At 64.1% G+C, this 18,812-nt stretch carries 11 protein-coding genes and 1 pseudogene; 6 read left to right on the forward strand and 6 right to left on the reverse strand.

Annotated features, from left to right (window positions below):
• Window positions 1-18 precede the first annotated feature (18 nt).
• A complete protein-coding gene (locus tag QX034_RS03565; RefSeq protein WP_315704486.1) occupies window positions 19-1,227 on the reverse strand; it encodes an alanine--glyoxylate aminotransferase family protein in 1,209 nt (402 codons plus the stop codon).
• Window positions 1,228-1,355: 128 nt separating this feature from the next.
• Here QX034_RS03565 and QX034_RS03570 point away from each other — a divergent pair, with 128 nt between their 5' ends.
• The 5 genes from QX034_RS03570 to QX034_RS03590 all read left to right on the forward strand — a co-directional run bounded on the left by QX034_RS03570 (window position 1,356) and on the right by QX034_RS03590 (window position 7,318).
• Window positions 1,356-2,129, forward strand: coding sequence for a GntR family transcriptional regulator (locus QX034_RS03570; protein ID WP_315704487.1), 774 nt, complete (start codon window positions 1,356-1,358; stop codon window positions 2,127-2,129).
• 132 nt (window positions 2,130-2,261) lie between these two features.
• Window positions 2,262-5,216, forward strand: coding sequence for an FAD-binding and (Fe-S)-binding domain-containing protein (locus QX034_RS03575; protein ID WP_316195011.1), 2,955 nt, complete (start codon window positions 2,262-2,264; stop codon window positions 5,214-5,216).
• A gap of 161 nt (window positions 5,217-5,377) precedes the next feature.
• Window positions 5,378-5,806 carry a GlcG/HbpS family heme-binding protein gene (locus tag QX034_RS03580; protein ID WP_315704489.1) on the forward strand — a complete coding sequence of 143 codons (429 nt, stop codon included), beginning with the start codon at window positions 5,378-5,380 and terminating at the stop codon, window positions 5,804-5,806.
• 82 nt (window positions 5,807-5,888) lie between these two features.
• A complete protein-coding gene (locus QX034_RS03585) occupies window positions 5,889-6,059 on the forward strand; it encodes a hypothetical protein (protein ID WP_315704490.1) in 171 nt (56 codons plus the stop codon).
• Between the two features lie 194 nt (window positions 6,060-6,253).
• Window positions 6,254-7,318 carry an SDR family oxidoreductase gene (locus QX034_RS03590; protein ID WP_315768550.1) on the forward strand — a complete coding sequence of 355 codons (1,065 nt, stop codon included), beginning with the start codon at window positions 6,254-6,256 and terminating at the stop codon, window positions 7,316-7,318.
• Here the strand turns inward: QX034_RS03590 and QX034_RS03595 are convergent.
• Window positions 7,296-8,114 carry a GNAT family N-acetyltransferase gene (locus tag QX034_RS03595; protein WP_316196045.1) on the reverse strand — a complete coding sequence of 273 codons (819 nt, stop codon included), beginning with the start codon at window positions 8,112-8,114 and terminating at the stop codon, window positions 7,296-7,298. The genes QX034_RS03590 and QX034_RS03595 overlap by 23 nt on opposite strands.
• Window positions 8,115-8,222: 108 nt before the next feature.
• Window positions 8,223-11,546: an autotransporter domain-containing protein gene (locus tag QX034_RS03600; protein ID WP_316195012.1), complete on the reverse strand. Its 3,324-nt coding sequence runs from the start codon at window positions 11,544-11,546 to the stop codon at window positions 8,223-8,225.
• A 187-nt stretch (window positions 11,547-11,733) separates the two neighbouring features.
• Between QX034_RS03600 and QX034_RS03605 the strand changes: the two genes are divergently transcribed.
• Entirely contained in the window at window positions 11,734-12,879 is a 1,146-nt protein-coding gene (locus tag QX034_RS03605; RefSeq protein ID WP_315704493.1) for a TIGR03032 family protein, read from the forward strand.
• Window positions 12,880-13,624: 745 nt separating this feature from the next.
• On the opposite strand, the gene QX034_RS03610 is transcribed toward QX034_RS03605, so the two are convergent.
• The 3 genes and pseudogenes from QX034_RS03610 to QX034_RS03620 all read right to left on the reverse strand — a co-directional run bounded on the left by QX034_RS03610 (window position 13,625) and on the right by QX034_RS03620 (window position 18,646).
• Window positions 13,625-14,407, reverse strand: a complete 783-nt coding sequence (locus QX034_RS03610) for an enoyl-CoA hydratase/isomerase family protein (protein ID WP_315704494.1) — start codon at window positions 14,405-14,407, stop codon at window positions 13,625-13,627.
• Window positions 14,408-14,483: 76 nt separating this feature from the next.
• Window positions 14,484-15,218, reverse strand: a pseudogene (locus QX034_RS03615) (esterase/lipase family protein); the annotation flags it as partial.
• Window positions 15,219-15,226: 8 nt separating this feature from the next.
• Window positions 15,227-18,646 carry an acyl-[ACP]--phospholipid O-acyltransferase gene (locus QX034_RS03620; protein ID WP_315704495.1) on the reverse strand — a complete coding sequence of 1,140 codons (3,420 nt, stop codon included), beginning with the start codon at window positions 18,644-18,646 and terminating at the stop codon, window positions 15,227-15,229.
• Window positions 18,647-18,812: the final 166 nt, after the last annotated feature.

Raw genomic sequence — 18,812 nt, forward strand, 5'->3', positions numbered from 1 at the left:
GGCGCCGCTGGAGTCCGGTCAGGTGCCGACGGCCTTGAGATGCGAGCCCGCATTGCCTTGGGGACGCTCTTCCAGCAGCTTCATCGCGGCATCGACGCCGCCGGAGCGGTGCGGCACGCCGGCGACGCGAAGCCCCATCTCGACGCCGGTCAGCGCCGCCATCAAGGTCAGCGCGTTGCATTCGCCGAGATGGCCGATCCGGAACACCTTGCCGGCAACCTTCGACAGGCCCGAGCCCAACGACATGTTGTAATTGTCGAGTACGACTTTCCGAAACTGGTCGGCGTCATAGCCCGGCGGCATCTGCACCGCGGTCAGCACCGGCGAGAAATCCTTCGGCTCCTGGCACAGCACCTCCAGACCCCAATGGTTGACCGCGGCGCGGGTGGCGGCGGCGAGCCGCTGGTGCCGTGCGAACACCTGGTCGAGCCCCTCTTCAAGCAGCATCGCAATGGCTTCGCGCAGGCCGTAAAGCAGGTTGGTCGCGGGCGTATAGGGAAAGAAGCCGTTCGCATTCGGCTTCAGCATCTCCTCCCAGTCCCAGTAGGAGCGCGGCATCTTGTTGGTCTTGGCCGCGGCGCGCGCCTTGGCCGAGATCGCGTTGAAGCCGAGGCCGGGCGGCAGCATGAAGCCTTTCTGGGAGCAGCTAACCGCGACATCCACCTGCCATTCGTCGAAGCGGAAGTCGGCCGAGCCGAGGCCGGAGATGGTGTCGACCATCAGCAGCGCCGGATGCTTGGCCCGATCGATCGCCGCGCGCACCTCTCCGATCCGGCTGGTGGCGCCAGTCGAGGTCTCGTTGTGCACGACCATCACGGCCTTGAAGGCGTGCGCCTTGTCCTGAGTGAGCTTCTCCTCGATCACGGCCGGATCGACGCCGCGGCGCCAATCGCCGGGGATGAAGTCGACCTCGACGCCCCAGCGCGCCGCCATCTGCCGCCACAGCGTGGCGAAGTGGCCGGTCTCGACCATCAGCACCTTGTCGCCTGGGGACAGCGTGTTGACGATCGCGGCCTCCCAGGCCCCGGTCCCCGAGGACGGGAAAATGATGACGTCGCTGGAGGTCTTGAAGATCGCCTTCGACCCGTCCAGCACGGCCTTGCCGAGCGCGGCGAATTCCGCGCTGCGATGGTCGATCACGGGCATATCCATGGCCCGCAGCACTCGCTCCGGCACCGGGCTTGGACCCGGAATATTGAGGAAATGGCGGCCTTGATGACGGGTCACGGGCAAGTCTCCTGGGGTAGCGGCGTTCCGATGCCCCAAGATTGCATTCATTTATTATCACTACAAGCCATGAATGAATTCATTTCAATGGTCGACGATGACCGGAACTGCCGCTAGAATTTTGGCCAATGAGCACCACGATTCCAGAAGATGCGGCACCGGCCGCCGCCGCGCCGGACCGGACCGACGCGCCTGCGCGCGACGAGATGTCCTTGCATGACGAGATCTTGTCACGGCTGCGCGATTACATCGTCGAAGGCCATATCGCCGATGGAGCCAGGATCTCGGAGCGGCAACTCTGCGAGATGCTGAAAGTGTCGCGCACCCCCCTGCGCGAGGCCCTGAAGGTGCTCGCTGCTGAAGGGTTGGTTGAGCTCCTGCCCAATCGCGGCGCACGGGTGCGGCCGCTCGGCGCCCACGACATCGCCGAATTGTTCGACCTGATGGGCGGGCTCGAGGGCCTTGCAGGCAGGCTTGCCTGCGAGAAGATTTCGGATGAAGAGATCGCAAAAATCGAGCAACTTCATCATGATATGTATGGCTTCTACATCCGCCAGGACATGCAGGGCTACTTCCGGATGAACCAGTTGATCCATCGCGCGATCGTGCAGGCCGCAGGCAATGCGATGCTGTCGGCGAGCTATGAGAACCTGGCCGGCCGGATCCGCCGCGTGCGCTACTCCGCCAATTTCGCCCGCAAGCGCGAGCGCTGGAGCGAGGCGATGCGCGAGCATGAGGCGATCCTGGACGCGCTGCGCCGGCGCGCCGGCAGCGAGCTTTCCGACATCCTCTTCCTGCATCTCCGCAACAAGGGCGCCGCCGCCATTGCCTATCTCAATGAGGCCGCCGCAGGCGCGGGCGCGGCAACCGGGGCGTCGACCAGACTCGCGCCAGCCGGATGATCCAGCCCTCCCGCGCTAGATTTGCATGCAATTTTTATTTACGTCTCGTCATAAATGAATGACATCGGGTTGGTGTCGGAGCCAGCCCGGACGAGACCAAACGACAAGGCCAGGGCCGACCAGGGACACCGCATGCCGCACGCGAAAGCCGGCCCATCGAAGCTCGAACAGAGGCTGCGCGCCGAAATCACCGGCGACGTCTTCTTCGATCGCTTCAACCGCGGCCGTTACGCCACCGACGCATCCTTCTACCAGGTAATGCCGGCCGGCGTGGTGGTGCCGCGCACGGTCGAGGAGGCGCTGCAAACCTTGGCGATTGCCCGCGACGAGGGGCATATCGTGACGCCGCGCGGCGGCGGCACCTCGCAATGCGGACAGACCGTCAACAGCGGCATCGTCGTCGACGTCTCCAAGCACCTCAACCGGCTGCTCTCGCTCGACGTCGAGAACCGCACCTGCGTGGTCGAGCCCGGCATCGTGCTCGACGACCTCAATCGCCAGCTCAAGAAGCACGGGCTGTGGTTTCCGGTCGACGTCTCCACCGCCTCGCGCGCCACCATCGGCGGCATGGCCGGCAACAATTCCTGCGGCGGCCGTAGCTTGCGCTACGGCACCATGCGCGACAACACCATCGCCATCGATGCCGCGCTCGCCGACGGAACGCTGCTGCATTTCGGCGAGGTGCCGCGCGATCTCGCCCAAGTCAGTTCGCCGGAGAGCGGCCTTGCGCTATTCCGCGACATGCTGGCGCTCGGCACGCGCGAGGCCGCCGAGATCGCCGACAAATTCCCCAAGGTGCAGCGCCGGGTCGGCGGCTACAATCTGGATGCGCTGACCCCGCGCAACGCCGCCAACAACATGGCGCATCTGTTGGTCGGCTCCGAAGGCACCCTCGCCTTCTCCACCCGGATCGAGCTGAAGCTGTGGCCGCTGATCCGCAACAAGGTGCTCGGCGTCTGCCATTTCGGCAGCTTCTATGAGGCGATGGATGCCGCCCAGCATCTGGTCAAGCTGAAGCCGATCGCGGTCGAGCTGGTCGACCGCACCATGATCGCGCTCGGCCGCGACATCGCGATGTTCCAGCCGATCATCTCTGCGGCCGTGCGCGGCGATCCCGATGCCATCCTGGTGGTCGAGTTCGCCGAAGAGACGCAGGAGGAGAATCTCGCCAAGCTGAAACAGCTCACCGCGCTGATGGGCGATCTTGGTTTCTCCTGGGATCGCGAACCGCGCAAGTGGGGTGGCGTGGTCGAGATCGTCGAGCCGAGCTTGCAGACCGGCATTGCCGAATTCCGCGCCGCCGGCCTCAACGTGATGATGTCGATGAAGGAAGCCGGCAAGCCGGTCTCCTTCGTCGAGGACTGCGCGGTGCCGCTGCCGCACCTCGCCGACTATACCGCGCGCCTGAACGAGGTGTTTGCCAGGCATGGCACCCGCGGCACCATGTATGCGCATGCTTCCGAGGGCTGCCTGCATGTCCGTCCCGTGCTGAACCTGAAGCTGGAGAAGGACGTGCGCGCGATGCGCGCCATCGCCGAGGAAGCCTTCGCCATGGTGCGCGACTACAAGGGTTCGCATTCCGGCGAGCATGGCGACGGCATCGTCCGCTCCGAATTCCATGAGCAGATGTTCGGCGCACGCATCGTCGCCGATTTCAAGGAGGTCAAGCTGCGCTTCGACCCCGACGGCGCGCTCAACCCCGGCCGCATTGTCGATCCGCCCAAGATGGACGACCGCGCGCTGTTCCGTTATCCGCCGGACTATCGCGTCGGCGAGCTGAAGACGATGCTGGACTGGTCGGCCTATCCCGGCCAGGGCCGCGGCTTCCAGGGCGCGGTCGAGATGTGCAACAACAACGGCGCCTGCCGCAAGCTGGAAGGCGGCGTGATGTGCCCCTCCTACCGCGCCACCCGCGAGGAGAAGGACGTCACCCGCGGCCGCGCCAATACGCTGCGGCTCGCGATCTCCGGCCAGCTTGGCCCGGACGCATTGTCCTCCGACGAGATGATGGAGACCTTGAAGCTCTGCGTCTCCTGCAAGGCCTGCCGCCGCGAATGTCCTGTCGGCGTCGACATGGCCAAGATGAAGATCGAGGTGCTGGCGGCGCGCGCCACGACCCACGGCCTCACTCTGCGCGACCGCCTGGTCGCATTCCTGCCGCGCTATGCCGACCTCGCCGCGCGTTTTGCTCCGCTCGCCAATCTGCGCAACGACAGTGCGCAGCTGCGATCGGTGATGGAGCGCTTCGCCGGCATCAGCGCCAAGCGCAAGCTGCCGGCCTTCCGCCGCGACATCTTCCGCCTCGGCGTCGAGGCGATGGGACCAGAGAACGGCCGCGAGGTCGTGCTGTTCACCGACACGTTCAACCGCATCTACGAGCGCGAAAATCTCGAGGCTGCGCTGCGGGTGCTGACCGCCGGCGGCTATCGCGTCTACATTCCCAAGCCGGCCGGTGGCGGCCGGCCGCTGTGCTGCGGCCGCACCTTCCTCTCGGCGGGTCTGGTCGATCAGGCCAAAGGCGAGCTCGATCGCCTGGTCGAGACCTATGCCCCGTTTGCCGCGCGCGGCGTGCCGATCATCGGGCTCGAGCCGAGCTGCCTGTTGACCCTGCGCGACGAGCTGCTGTCGCTGCGCACCGATCCCACCGCAAAGACCATCAGCGCGCATGCGCTACTGCTCGAGGAATTCCTGGCGCGCGAGGCCGAGCACGGCCGGCTGCAATTGCCTCTCGGCCCCCTGCCGGGCAAGGCGCTATTGCATGGCCACTGCCACCAGAAATCCTTTGCCGCCTTCAAGCCGGTCGAGCAGGTGCTGCGACTGATCCCTGAGCTCGAGGTCGAAACCGTCGAATCCTCCTGCTGCGGCATGGCCGGCGCGTTCGGTTACGGCGCCGACACCTACGAGGTCTCGATGCAGATGGCCGAAGCCTCGCTGCTACCAGCCGTGCGCCAGGCGGATGCAGCGACCTACATCGTCGCCGACGGCACCTCCTGCCGCCACCAGATCCAGGACGGCACCGAGCGCGCTGCCATGCACGCCGCGCAACTTCTGGCGATGAGCTTGGATCGTGCGCAACCGCGTTCGTAGTTCACGAGTTTGAAAGCCGCGGAGCGCGATCTCAATGTTCGTCATTGCGAGGAGCGAAGCGACAAAGCAATCCAGAGTTTCTTGTTAACCCCTCGATTGCTTCGCTTGCAATGACGGGTAAGACCAACCTCATCATTCGTCGAAACACAAAGGACACCGACATGACCGACCTCCCCCTCGACACCGCCCGCAAGATCCTCGATGCCACGCTTGCGAAGGGCGTCGAAAAGAAGCTCAAGCCGCTGGCGGTGATGGTGCTCGACGCGCGCGGCTGCATCAAGGCTGCGGCCGCGCAGGACGGCACCAGCCTGATGCGGGGTGAAGTCGCACACGGCAAGGCCTACGGCGCGCTCGCGCTCGGCCTCGGCTCCCGCGCCCTGTTCCAGCGTGCGCAGGAACAGGCCTATTTCATCGATGCCGTGAACACGCTGGCCCAGGGCCGCCTCGTGCCCGTGCCCGGCGGCGTGCTGATCATGGATGGCGCGACGCTGCTCGGCGCCGTCGGCGTCTCCGGCGACAGCTCCGACAATGACGAGACCTGCGCCATCGCCGGCATTGAGGCCGCGGGCCTCAAGCCGAATGCTGGCTGACGCCGTTCATCTGACCGCAACAGCAACCTTTTCGCGTCTTGCGGCTTCCTCGGGGTTCATCATGCCCACGAGGAGGCCGCGCGTGAATCAGATCCCCCTGCCGGCATCGGCCGAGGCCGAGAACCGCGACGCCGATGCGGCGCGCGACGATGGCGTGCGCGAGATCGCACCCCATGTCGCCTATCGCAGCTCGCGAGCGTCAACGTCGTCTGCTTCGGCCCGGCCGACGCCGGCGACGACCATTGGGTGCTGATCGACACCGCCGGAGCAGCCCGCGCGGGACTTCGACGACATCGCGGTTCCCAAAGCTGGCCGCTACGCACCGTCATAAGGCCTACGGCCTACGCCATCGGCACGAGCTTACCGAAGATTCAGCTGCGCCAGTCCGCGCGCGCGAAACATTGACGGCCGATCCACGTTTGTCGTCGGGGCGCTTGGAGACGAAACATGCCTCGAAATCGACCTCGCACCGTGATTATTACCGGCGCGTCCGCCGGCATCGGCCGCGCCATCGCCAAACGGTTCGGCCAGGCAGGCGATCGCATTGGACTCATCGCCCGAGACGAAGACGCGCTGAAGGATGTGCAGCGCGAGCTGCAAGGCTGCTTCGCACACGCAGAGTACGAAGCGGCCGATGTCGCCGACCCGGAGGCGCTGTTCGCCGCCGCTGAAAGGCTGCAGGAGCGGCTTGGCCCGGTCGACATCTGGATCAACGATGCGATGGAGACCGTGTTCTCGCTCGTGGCCGACATCACGCCGGACGAATTTCGCCGCGTCACCGAGGTTACCTATCTCGGCTTCGTCTATGGCACCATGGCGGCCCTGAAATCGATGCGTCCGCGCGGCGAGGGCCGCATTATCCAGATCGGCTCGGCACTCGCCTATCGGGGCATTCCCTTGCAGGCCGCCTATTGCGGCGCCAAGCACGCCATCCGCGGCTTCACCGACTCCTTGCGCACCGAGCTGCTCAACGAGCGCTCCGCCGTCTCGATCTGCATGGTCGACCTGCCCGCGGTGAACACGCCGCAATTCGACTGGGCCCGCGCCCATATTCCCCACACGCCACGGCCGATGGGCCAGCCGGTCGAACCGGAAGTGATCGCCGATGCGGTCTATCGCGTCGCCGATGGCGGCTTCCGCGAATATTGGATCGGCTGGCAGACCATGCTGACCATTCTCGGCAATGCGGTCGCGCCCGCCTATCTCGACCGCTATCTCGCCCGCAAGGCGGTGCGCGGACAGCAAACCGACGTGCCGCTGGTACCGGACCGCACCGACAATCTCGACCGTCCCGTGACGCGGCTGCATCGCACCCGCGGCTCCTTCAGCCGGGAATCCGCGCAGCATGCCATGCTCATCCCCGGCGACCTCGCGCGCGCCGCGACGGTTGCGCTCGGCGCCGCCGTCTTCTTCGCCCTTGGCGCGGCAACTCTGCGCGCCAGGCCACAACGCTCGCGAAGAGGTTCGTTTTCAATGCGGAACGCCCCGGTCAGCCGAGTTCGAAGCTGGTGACGCCAAACACCCGCTCCGTCCGCAACTCGCGGATCGCACCGGTGTACATGCGCGCGGTCTCGAACACAGGTGCGAGACCGAGACCTTCCGCGAAGGCAACCGCCTCGCGGTTGATCGCGGGCACATCGAGGAAGACTTCGACCTTGCCGATCTCTGCCAGCAAGGCCGACAGCACCGCCTCGGCGGCGGCGCGATTGTCGGCCACCAATGGGCCGATCTTATAACCTCGCCGGCATGGCCGGATCACGCCCCAGCCGGCGAGTTCGCCGTTCCGCATCAGCGCGCGGCAGACATGGCCGGATGCGTTGATCCAGGAACGCAGGAAGCTGCTGCGCGGCGCCGGAAACACGGTCGCGTCTGAGGCTTCGATCGCGCTGAAAGGCATAGTCGTCAGCGGGACGACGCCGGCTTGCGATACGGCCCTAGTCGTGACCGTGCCGCCGTAGCGAATATTGGCATAAGCATAGTGGAAGCCGGATTTTATGTAATTGTCCTGCTGCGCGACTACACCGTCGAGCCCGACCACGCGGGCCCCCGCATGCGCCATCGCGGCGTTCCAGATGCGCAGGCCGTAGCCGTGGCCACGCAGATCCGGGCGCACGATGTAGAAGCCGAGAAAAGCGAAGCGCGCATCGTAGTTGACGCAGGAGACGGTCGCGACCGGCGCTCCATCGAGCTCGGCAATGATGAAGCCCTCGGGATCGACCGTCCCGAAGCAGGCGGCATCGGCAAGGCCGGGATTCCACCCCTCGGCTGCCGCCCAGTCGATCGCGAGCCCGATCTCGTCCGGCCGCATCGGCCGGATGAGCAGGCGGTTAGCGTCAGGATGTTCGCTGGATCGCGTCACGGTCCCCTCGATCGGACTACGGCGTCACGCCTCGCGCGTGGTCGTCGCAGATGCGTGCTAGAATTGAATTTTTATGTGCCCCTCGACAGAGTGATCCTGGGCGCTCGTCGAAAGATTGCCGCGATAGGATACTCCGATAACAGCATTCGCGCTTGTGCGGAGATCCAGTGCGGTCTGCACCAGGGCGGCGTCCCGGGCGAGTGGCAGCCCGGCGACGTCGAATCCAGCACCCGTGCTTCTGAAACGCAGGTCATCTTCCGGCTTGAGCTGGCCGAATCCGTGTTGCCAAGCAAGCGACGCTGAAGGCTTGAGCGCCGTGCCGTTCGACAACACGATCACCGCCGACGCGCGCGCTCCGATCGCGGAGTAGCCCACATCCTCCTCGCGGGACGAGCCGGAAAGTGCGGCAACGCCACCGACCTCATCGAAGCCATTGGCATGGAGATGAATCCATGACCAACCTGCGAATGGCTCCACAAGAACATCCGCGAGATTTAGACCATACCCGATCTCACCAAATAATTGTGAGCTGAGCGCGCCATAACGCCCGGTCGCCTGTTCGAGAAAACCCGGATAGCTGATCGCGCGAGCGCTCCCAATCGTGCTGAAGCTCAGAAGTGCCCCTGATCGGATCTTCCAGGCACCCACGCCGAAACCTGAATAGACGCCCAGATATGCGCTATCGACATCGGCCGAGCTCGCACGGACATCGATACTGGTCCTCGAATTGGTGTAGCCGACTGCGACGCCTGCCCGCCAGCTGTCGCCCAGCCTCCCGTCGACTCCGCTGAAGAAACCGCTCAGGCGTCGGCTCATACCAGCAGCATTCCCATCGCCGCGAAGCGCGCCCCAAGCCCCCACTCCCTGGGCCCACCAGGCAATGTCCCGCGATGTGGACGCGTTGGCCAACGACGGAATGCTGTCGGCCCGGAAAACGCGCCTGCCCGTATCGGCGTAGGCCAGATCTTTCGACGAGGATGGATCGAGGTCGCCGTAGGCCACCGCCGGACCTTCGGAGCCGAAACTCGCAAACGGCCCAAAACGGTCCTCGAAGGAAGTTTGACGCAAGCGACCGAGGACGGCGTCCCGGGCGTAATAACCGTCTTCGACAACGGACGTCCGTGCGCTGGCGTGAAGTTCGCCCGACAGCGCGTCGAACGCCTGCTGCGCGCCGGCCGTCGTCTGGAAGATCACGCTGCCGAAAAGCGGGCTGTCCGGCGAACTTTGCTGGAGAGCCGTGGCTACGGCCATTTGGTTTGCCGTCCGCGCGACGCTCGGAAAGAACGTCGACTGGGTCAACGAAAGGAACACGTTGTTGGCATCATAACTCAGGCTGGGAAACAGGAACGCAAAATTGCTGCTCACCCCAGAGAAGGCACCACTGATGCCATTGGCTGCACTGAGGATGGTGTAGGTGGTACGGAAGGCATAGGTACCGGTTTGCGGCAGGACGACGACATTGCCATTGAGGCTTGCCGCGCCGGTCGCCACGATCCGATCTGCGACCCCGCTGGCGTTGGCCTCGACTTCGTAGGTGGAGCCCGAAGCAAAGGATACGTTGCCGGAGACATTGAGCGTTCCGATCGAGTTGCCTGGAGCAACGACTCCGCTGCTTGCGACACCGAGGCCACCGATCGTGCCACTGCCCATGAGCCGAGCCCCGGAGTTGACGAGCACGGACGATGCAAGCTCCCCGGTGACGTCCAATATCCCGCTGTTGACCAGCGTCGGACCGGTATAGCTACTGTGTCCGTTCAGGATCAGCGTCCCGCTGCCGTTTTGCTCGACGGCACCCGAGCCCGAGATCGATCCGCCGAAGGTGTAGTTGTCGGAACGATTGAAGGCCAAGATACCGTTGTCGGTCACGTCACCGACGATCGAGCCGCTGGTGCCGCCATTGCCGAGTTGCAGCGTTCCGGCGCTGACGGTGGTGCCGCCCGTATAAGTGTTCGAGCCGGTGAAGATGGTCGTGCCGGAGCCTAACTGTTGGAATGCTCCGGTCCCGGAAGCGACACCGCCGAAGGTGTAGCTGTCGGAACGATTGATCGCAAAAATGCCGTTGTTGCTGACGTTGCCGCCGATCGAACCGCTGGTGCCGCCATTGCCGAGTTGCAGCGCGCCGCTATTCACGGCGAATGAGGCGTTTGGCATGTCACCATCGACCTCGAGCAGACCACCATTCACGCTGAAGCTGGAAATGAGAGAGTTAGTGCCGGTAAGGGTCCAGTGGCTGCTGCCCTCCTTGAGAAACGTCCCAAAGCCCTGATATTGCAGGCTGGAGCCGATCGCTGCGACGTCGAAGCTCGCGGTGCCGGTCCCGCCCAGCGCGAGGGTATCGCTGCCGCCGCCGAGAACGTTGCCGTTGATCACAGCGGTTGGATCAAGCTCTAACCTGTTCCCCGAACCGTGAAATCGAACTGCACCAGCAGCACCGCCATTAAGCGTACCAGCCACGGTCAGAGTGGTGGGGCTGACGACGAGACTCGACGTATCAATGGCGAAACTATTCGCCCCCGTACCATTGGAGGTCACGTGGCTTCCGGCATTGACCGTAATCGCAATCGATCCGCCTGTTCCACTTCTCGCATAGATGCCCCGGGCATTGCTTCCGGTGACGTCGCCGGCGACAGTAATGTCTACTGCGCCGTTGCCATCACTCTGCGCAAATATCCCGGTCTCCTGGCTGCTCACGGTCGTTCCGGCGGCTGTTGTCACCGTGACATTTGCGTTCCCTCTCGCGAGGAGGGCGAAATCGGTGCCCGTCGTGCCGACAGCCGTGACGTCGCCATTGGCCGTCACTGTCGTCGATCCCGTTCCGTAGTTGCGGCTCAGAATGCCGTATCGGGCGCCACTGACGTTGGAGCCTGCGCCGGTCGTCACGCTCAGATCGGTGCCGAAATTGATCGCCACGATTCCGCGCGATACCGCGGTTGTACCCGTGCTGACGACATCGCCATTGGTCGTGATGCTGAGCGCGCCGGTACCCTGGTTGCGGCCCCGAATGCCGTAATTGAGGGCGGTGATATTGCCGTTGGTGTTGACTGTGATGCTGCCCGGAACGCCGGCTGTCGTCGTCATATTGAGTCCGTTACCGTTGGTCGCGGTAAACGGAGAGAAGTTCGTATCGGTGTATGAAAGGTCGCCGGCGCCAGTGATCGTCAGGGCATTCGAGGAAACGGTCGTAATGCGGAAGCCCGACAACGCAGTCACGTGAGCGTTGGCGCCCGAAATCGTCTGGGCGGTGCTGGCCCCCGAGCATTCCCAATTGGAGCCGCCCACGTTGGCGCAAGCAGAGTAGGCCCGGCGACTATAGCCGAAGACTGCGCCCATCAGCATCGAAGACGACAGCACGAACTGCCGGCATAGAGACCGATCGGACAAGCGCCGCCCTCCTCCTTTGGGGTGGGAAATTCAACCTTTATATGTCAAAACTAAATAGACAACCAGTAGACGATTCCATATCGACCAGAGGGTCTTGAGCGGTCCCGCCTTTTCGAGGCGCTCACCTTGGACGCGCTGAAGAGGCCCTATCTCTTGTCGGGGTTCACTGCCGTTTGGAGCAGCGTCCATGGGCCATCGTGACGATACACCGACATTCGAATCAAACGAGATTCTGCCCGCCGATCGCGCTCCCGCGGACCAGGGCCAAGCTGGCACGCAGGCAATTCGGTATTCCATGTCGCCCGGACTGCCCGACTTTCTCGGTTCTCACCGCATCGCCATCGCAGGTTCGTCCTATCAATCCGGCAAGTTCTATCTGCTTGGCCAGAACGCCGACGGCGGGCTCTTGGTCCATGAGCGCCTCTTTCACAAGGCCATGGGACTCTGCATCGCGGACAGAGACACGATCCTGCTCGCCACGATGTTCCAGATCTTGAAGTTCAAGAACGTACTTGCGCCCGGGCAACGGATCAACGATCTGCACGATGCCTGCTATGTCCCGCGCCAGATCTTCACCACCGGCGAGCTCGATGCTCATGACGTCGGGGTGCTGAGCGATGGCCGCATCGTCTTCGTCAACACGCTTTACAACTGTCTTGCCTCTACATCGGAACGGCACAGCTTCACGCCGATTTGGAAGCCTTCCTTCATTTCGAAGATCGTCAAGGAGGACCGATGTCACCTGAACGGACTTGCCATCGAAGACGGCGTCCCCCGCTACGTTACGGCGATCAGCAGGTCGGACACCGTCGATGGCTGGCGCGACCGCCGCGCCGATGGCGGCATCGTTGTCGACGTGCATTCCAATGAGATAGTGATCGGCGGTCTCTCGATGCCTCACTCTCCCCGCCTTTATCGCGGGAGGCTATGGGTGCTTAATTCGGGTACCGGCGAGATCGGATGGATCGAACGATCAGCAGCAGGCGCAAAGTTCCACGTCCTGGCGTTTTGTCCCGGCTTCGTGCGCGGGCTCGCGTTTTTCGGCGACTACGCCTTCGTTGGCTTATCGAAGCCTCGCTACGAGCGTTTCGAGGGTCTCGCACTGGATCGCAGGTTAGCCGAGACCGATTCCGAACCATGGTGCGGAATCCAATTGATCAATCTCGACACCGGTACCTGCGAGAACTGGTTTCGAATCGATGGGGCAGTAACCGAATTCTACGATCTAGGCGTGGTGCCGGACGTGGTACGACCAATGGCGATCGGCTTCGCCACCAATGAGATCCTCGACTTCATCACCCACGATCCGATTGATCCCGCTCAGCGCGCTTAACCCACCGCCGAAGCGACCGCTTGGGATTGGGTCCTCGCGCCACGCATCAAGTTGCGAGCCAGCCGGGAACGCGCGCTGGCCGAAGATGGCGCGCAATTTTGCCCGTCGTGCCAATGTGTCGCACGATTTTCGAGTTGCGTCGTCGGGCAAATCACCGGCAGATTCTCCTGCGTCTCGGCCCTTTCAAGAGGGGCGCATCGCGATCGTCACGAGTGTTGGGTCCGGGATGCGATGGCTGCCGTTTCATCAGGCGCATTTGCGCAAGACGACTGATGCGACGGCGGACGGCGAAATCGTGTGGTCCTGATACCCCGACGCTGGTATCCCGCCCAACGCGCCTCGCGCGTTGTCGCGGACGCGACGAAGCTTTGCTTCGCGCGGATATGGTGGCCAACAAGCCCGGCGCACCAGGGAGATCACGTATAAGCCGTAAGCCCATCGCGCAGGGAAGGCCGGAGCATCGGCTGAAACCTGTGGTGACCGCCGCGTGCATTTTCTTTCGCACGCGGGCCATGGGTATCAGCGGATACCCGGCCTTCCCTGCGCCCTCTTCATTTCAGAGGGCGATGACGACCAGCACGGCTCGGACATTTGTGTCGCGAGATCGTGGACGTGCGTCTGCTCGGCTGTTTGACAATTGAAATCGCAACATTGATTGCTCGTCATTGCGGGGAGCGAAGCGACGAACAATCCAGATTATTTGCTCGGCCTCGATTGCTGCGCGTCGCCCGCAATGGTGATGCTCTCACTTCCCTGTCCACACCGGCTTGCGCTTCTCGGCGAAGGCCTTCAACCCTTCCCTGGCGTCCTCGGTCATCGCCAAAAGCGCGATCTGGCTTTCGGTGTAGGCGATCGCTTCGTCGAACGACATCGCGGCGATCGCGCGCATGGCATATTTTCCGCGGCGGATCGCGGTCGGCGACTTGTCGACGATGCGGGAAATCAGCCACTCCACCTTGGCATCGAGTTCGGCCGCAGGCACGACGTAATTGAGCAGCCCCGCGGCCTGTGCCGTCCTCGCATCGAACGGCTCGCCGGTCAGCGCCCATTCGTTGATCAGGCGCGGCGGCGCGATCCGCTGCAAAAGGCTCAAGACCTGCATCGGGAACACGCCGACCTTCACCTCGGGCAGGCCGAAGACGACGTTGTCGGCAGCCACCGCCATGTCGGTCATGCAGAGAAGACCCATGCCCCCGGCCATGCAGACGCCGCCGACCCGGGCGATCGCCGGCTTGGTCGCATTCTGCGACAGCCGCAAGAGGTCGGCGTAGTCGACATTGGGCCGGGAGAAATCCATCGCGAACGCCGCACCGGAGTTCTGCAGATCGGCGCCGGCGCAGAACGCCTTCTCGCCCGCGCCGGTCAGGACGATGATGCGGACGTCCGGATCGTCATGGGCCTGGCGATAGCCTTGCGCGATCCCGGTGATCACCTCGCCGTTGAGCGCGTTGCGCTTGTCCGGACGATTAATGGTGATCCAGAGAGCCTGTCCGCGCTTGTCGAGGATCACGCTTGGCGTGTCGGTCATGGCCTTGCCTATCTGCTGCTATCCGGAAGCGGAATTGTCGCCGGATAGCGACATCGAGCAAGGAAAACTTGCGCCAGGTCGCCGCGGGCCGGCCGATCTCGCGCTGGCCGGCGCGCCAGGTCGGGCGGCCGCGCTCGAACCGGCCGTCGCGCAGGAACGCGATCGTCTGCCGGAGCGCGGCCGGGTGCAGCAGCAGGCCCATATGCGAGGCCTTGACCGTGGTGTGGTCGGCCATGTCGGCGAGCTTGCAGCTCTCCACCGACACCCGGCCGTCATTCGGCCAGGGCAGCAGGAACAAGGCCGAGATCGGATCGAGAAAACGGTTACCGGCGATGACGCCGACCTCGTAGTCGAGCGGCGGCAAGGAGGCCAGGGTCACGTGCTGGGTGGTCAGCAACTGCAGGCCGGCGGGGCCGAAATATCTGCGATAGAGCGCGATGTCCTTCAGACGATCGGCGATCTCGCTGCCGCCATTCGGAGTACCGAGCATGACCACGCGGCCGAGCCGCGCCGGCCGGTGCCTTGCGATGTAGACCCGCGCGAGCAGCCCGCCCATCGAATGGGTGACGAAATGAACGGGCCCGCGCAGGTTCGCCGCAAAGCCTGCGATCGCCGGATGGATGTCCTCGGCGAGCTCTTCGAGCGGCTTCTTACGACTCTCATAATCCAGATTGAGTGTCGCAAAGCCCGCGCGCTGCAACGCTCTTTCCAGCCGTCGGAGCATCAAGGAGCGGCCGGCGATGCCATGCAGCAGGACCACCCCCGCGGTGCAGGGGCTCTCCTGTCGATCTCGTCGGCGCAATGATGCCATTGATGCCATCAGGCGACTTCCCGCTCCACCGGCTCAGGCGTAGCGCTGCCTGCAGCGGACTCCGCGAGCGCCTTCGCCGCAACATAGTCGGTCTTGCCGCTCCCAAGCAGCGGCACCTTGTCGACCACCATCACAGTTGCGGGAACGGCGAGCTCGGGCGCGCCTTGCGCCTTGGCCTGGCGTTGCATCGCGCTGCGCTCGGCTTGCTTCTCCGTGGTGAGCAGCACGATGCGCTCGCCCTTGCGCTCATCGGGAATCGACACCGCGACCGAGATCGCCTGCGGCCACACCGTGGCAGCGATCTGCTCGACCACCGACAGCGACACCATTTCGCCCGCGATCTTGGCAAAGCGCTTGGCACGGCCCTTGATGGTGATGAAGCCCTGCGCATCGATGGTGACGATGTCGCCGGTGTCGTGCCAGCCTTCGGGCAGAGCTTCCAGCACGCCGGGATTTTCGGCGCGCAAGTAACCGAGCATCACGTTCGGACCTCGCACCGACAGTCGGCCGCCCTCCTCGATCCCTGGCACCTTGTCCAGCCGGTATTCCATCAGCGGCGACAGCCGGCCGACGGTGCCGACGCGATTGGCCATCGGCGTGTTCATCGCCAGCACCGGCGCGGTCTCCGTGACACCATAGCCTTCGAGCACGCGAATGCCGTAGCGCTCCATATAGACCTGCCGGGTGCGGTCCTTGACCGGCTCGGCGCCGGCGATCACCAGCCGGAGCGTGCGGAAATCGTAGGAATGCGCCGAGCGCGCATAGCCGGTCAGGAACGTGTCGGTGCCGAACAGGATGGTGGCGCCGGTCTGATAGATCAGCTCTGGCACGATCCGGTAATGCAGCGGCGATGGGTACATATAGATCGGGATACCCGCCAAGATGGGCATCATCATGCCGCCGGTGAGGCCAAAAGAGTGGAACACGGGCAGCACGTTGAAGACGAGGTCGGTGGCGTTGGCATCGACGCGGGCGAGCGCCTGCGCCGCATTGGCCAGGATGTTGCGGTGGGACAGCACGACGCCCTTCGGCGTGCCCTCCGAGCCCGAGGTGAACAGGACCACGGCCGGATGGCTGGCATTGCGGGCGACGCGCGGATGAATGCCGTCGGCGAAACCCTTGATCTTGTCGAGGAGACCGACCGAAGCTCTGATGTCCTCCAGATAGACCAGCCGCGCCTGGCCTTCGATCGCGGCGATCAGCTTGTCGAGCTTGCCCTTCTCGATGAAGGCGCGCGAGGTCAGCACCGTCGTCACCTGCGCCGCCTTCATCGCGGCGAGCACGTTCACGGGGCCCGCCGAAAAGTTCAGCATCGCGGGCACCCGGCCGATCGATTGCAGCGCCATGAACACGACTGCAACGCCCGCCGAGTTCGGCAGCAGCACGCCGACATTTTCGCCGACGATCGTCCCCTGTTCCAGCTTCCGGCTCAGCACCTGGGCGCCGAGCAGCAGCTTGCGGTAGGTCAGCTTGGTGCCGAGCGGATCCTGGATCAGCACCTTGCCGGTGTCGCGGTCGCGATAGGCATGCGCCAGCGCCTCGAACAGCGTCTGGTCGAGCATCGCGTTCTTGACCATCGCATCGATCATGACGTCCTGCAGCGCAGCTCCTGCCGCATTGCGCCGGGTCTTTCCTTTGAGAGACTCGTCGACCTCGAGCTTCACCGGCGGCAGGATCGTAACGGTCACCTTCGGGAACCAGGAGCGTTTAATCTGGCCGTGCTTGAGATAGCTGAGATGCGAGCGCTGCGCGCCCTCGATGCGCACCGGCACGACCACCGCATCCGCCTTGTCGGCGATCATCGCGGTGCCATCGTAGACCTTCATCAACGAACCGGACACGGTGATGCGCCCCTCTGGAAAGATCACCACCGGCTCGCTCGCTGCAACCAGCTTGATCAGATCGCGCGCGCCGAGCGGCTTGGTCGGATCGATGGTGATGTGACGGACCATCTTCAGGAAGATCTTCGCCCACCATGCCTGCGCAATGCCCGTGTCCACCGCGAAGGTGGCGTCGATTGGCAGGATGGCGTGCAAGAGCGGCCCGTCGATCAGGCTGACATGATTGGGCGCGATCAGCATGCGCGTTCCCGCGGCCGGCAGGTTTTCCAGGCCTCTCACCTCTGTGCGAAACAGCGTCCGGAACAGCAGCGCGCCGAAATCGCGCACGCCTTCCTTGCCCCATTTGTTCAGCACGAACCAGACCGAGCCGAAACTGGCCAGTGCCAATCCGAAAAAGATCCAGGCAATCGAGAGGCCCGCTGCCTGCAGACCCGCGACGAACAGCGAGCCGACCACCATGAACGCCGCCTGCAGGATATTGCCCGCAGCGATCACCCGCGCGCGTTCGGAGGGCGCCGACCAGGCCTGCACGGCCGCGAACGCCGGCACCACGAACAGGCCGCCGCCGAAGGCGAACAGCGCGAAGTCGATCACCATGCGCAGGCCGGCCCAGGAGCCGATGAAGGCGAGCGGCGTGATGTCCTTCGCGGTTTCGGTCGTGCCGATGGCCCAGGACAGGTCGAGCCCGAGCACGCCCATGATGATGGCGCCGATCGGCACCAGCGCCAGGTTCGGCCTGACATGGCTGAGCTGGGCGGCAAACAGCGAGCCGATCGCAATGCCGATCGCGAAGATCGCAAGGCAGAGCGTGACGACGCCCTCCGTGCCGCCGACGACACCCTTGATCAGCGCTGGCAACAGCGACAGCACGACCGCGCCGGCAAGCCAAAACCAGGACACGATCACCATGCCGTCCCACAGCCGCGGCTCGGCATAGAGCGACTTCAGGAGGTGCGAGGTCGACGTCCACGGATTGGCGGTGACCCGCAACTCGGGCGCGGACGGCGCGGTGTGCGGGATCTGCGCGGCAGAGGCCCACGAGATCAGCGCGAGGCCGATGACCGCGAGCGACACCCAGCCCATATGCGAAGATCCGGAGACCAGCTGGCCGCCGGCGATGGTGCCGATCAGGATCGCGAGGAAGGTTGCACCCTCGACCAGCGCGTTGCCGGTCGCCAGTTCGCCGACAGTGAGCTGATCCGGCAACATCGCGTATTTCACTGGCCCGAACAGGGCGGCGATGATGCCGAACATCCCGAGCGCGACGAACAGAAGCGGGACCGAGTGCATGAAGAAGCCGAGCGCCGCGAAGCCGGCAGCAAAGATCTCGGCGAACTTCAAACGGCGGGCCACGACGCCCTTGACGTATTTGTCCGCAAGCTCACCGCCGAGACCGGACAGGATGAAGAAGGGGAAGATGAAGACCGCACCCGCGACCGTGACCAGCGCATCGCCATGCGCGGCGACCGCGCCATAGAGCAGCATGATGACGAGCGCATTCTTGAGGACGTTATCGTTGAGCGCCGAGCAGAACTGCGCCCAGAACAACGGGGCAAAGCGACGCGACGACATCAGCTGCTTGATCATTGTCATTTCCTGGTGTGCTGCGGGCGACGCCGCGAAACGGGATGCTGTGAACGTTGATGATCAAAGGAACGACTTTCCGGGCTTACAATGCCCGGGCTCGATGACGGACGCGCAAGCAAGCCGGGCTCGACGATGCCACGAAGCGGTGTGCGAAAGCCTTCGCCGC

This window comes from Bradyrhizobium sp. SZCCHNR3119 (assembly GCF_032487775.1).
Taxonomy (GTDB): domain Bacteria; phylum Pseudomonadota; class Alphaproteobacteria; order Rhizobiales; family Xanthobacteraceae; genus Bradyrhizobium.

Bases quoted from the DNA above. Each gene is read 5' to 3' on its own strand.
- QX034_RS03570 (WP_315704487.1), top strand. From the start codon at position 1,356: ATGAGCACCACGATTCCAGAAGATGCGGCACCGGCCGCCGCCGCGCCG.
- QX034_RS03575 (WP_316195011.1), top strand. From the start codon at position 2,262: ATGCCGCACGCGAAAGCCGGCCCATCGAAGCTCGAACAGAGGCTGCGC.
- QX034_RS03580 (WP_315704489.1), top strand. From the start codon at position 5,378: ATGACCGACCTCCCCCTCGACACCGCCCGCAAGATCCTCGATGCCACG.
- QX034_RS03590 (WP_315768550.1), top strand. From the start codon at position 6,254: ATGCCTCGAAATCGACCTCGCACCGTGATTATTACCGGCGCGTCCGCC.
- QX034_RS03595 (WP_316196045.1), bottom strand. From the start codon at position 8,114: ATGCGGCCGGACGAGATCGGGCTCGCGATCGACTGGGCGGCAGCCGAG.
- QX034_RS03605 (WP_315704493.1), top strand. From the start codon at position 11,734: ATGGGCCATCGTGACGATACACCGACATTCGAATCAAACGAGATTCTG.
- QX034_RS03610 (WP_315704494.1), bottom strand. From the start codon at position 14,407: ATGACCGACACGCCAAGCGTGATCCTCGACAAGCGCGGACAGGCTCTC.
- QX034_RS03620 (WP_315704495.1), bottom strand. From the start codon at position 18,646: ATGATCAAGCAGCTGATGTCGTCGCGTCGCTTTGCCCCGTTGTTCTGG.